This window comes from Natronomonas salinimetallica, assembly GCF_013839515.1.
Classification (GTDB): Archaea; Halobacteriota; Halobacteria; order Halobacteriales; family Haloarculaceae; genus Natronomonas.
Map to the genome: position 1 here is coordinate 255,701 of NZ_JACDNQ010000001.1, position 527 is coordinate 256,227.

The following is a 527-nucleotide window of genomic DNA, read 5'->3' on the forward strand; positions in this document are numbered from 1 at the left end:
CGTTCGCGACGTACCGGAGGGTCCCCGCCTCCGCGGCCCCCTCGATCATCGCCTCGACGTCGGTGTCGTCGGTGAGATCGGTCGGGAGCGGCCGTACGTCCCCCGGGGTATCCACGGTCGCGGCGAGGTCGACCGTCCCGTCGAGTCCGTCCTCGTCGACGTCGGCCCCGGCGACCGTGAGGCCGTTCGCCGCGAGCGCGACGGCCGTCGCGCGGCCGATCCCCGAGGCGGCACCGGTGACGACGGCGACCGTGTCGGGGGTGAAGTGCGGATCGTCGACGATCAGCAGGTCGTCGGCTGTCAGTTCCGGTGCGGTCAACTCGAACGTATCGGAAGACATACTCTATGGGGACCGACGCCACCGACCGGTGAACTACCCCACCCTACTCGCTCACGGTTAGCGCCGTTCGCTCCTTGAGGGTAGTGCGGGACCTTAATGGTCAAGATAATTTTTGCAAATAGGGACCCAGGAATTTGTCGATCCAAGATTTAGCAAATCCAAGTCTCTTCGTGAACTTCTCGAAGAG

Annotated in this window: 1 protein-coding gene; it reads right to left on the bottom strand. The window is 64.3% G+C overall.

Features of this window, described 5'->3' with window-relative positions:
- The coding region (locus HZR14_RS01225; protein WP_255479132.1) for an SDR family NAD(P)-dependent oxidoreductase at window positions 1-340 on the bottom strand (340 nt) is incomplete at its 3' end.
- Between the last annotated feature and the right edge of the window lie 187 nt (window positions 341-527).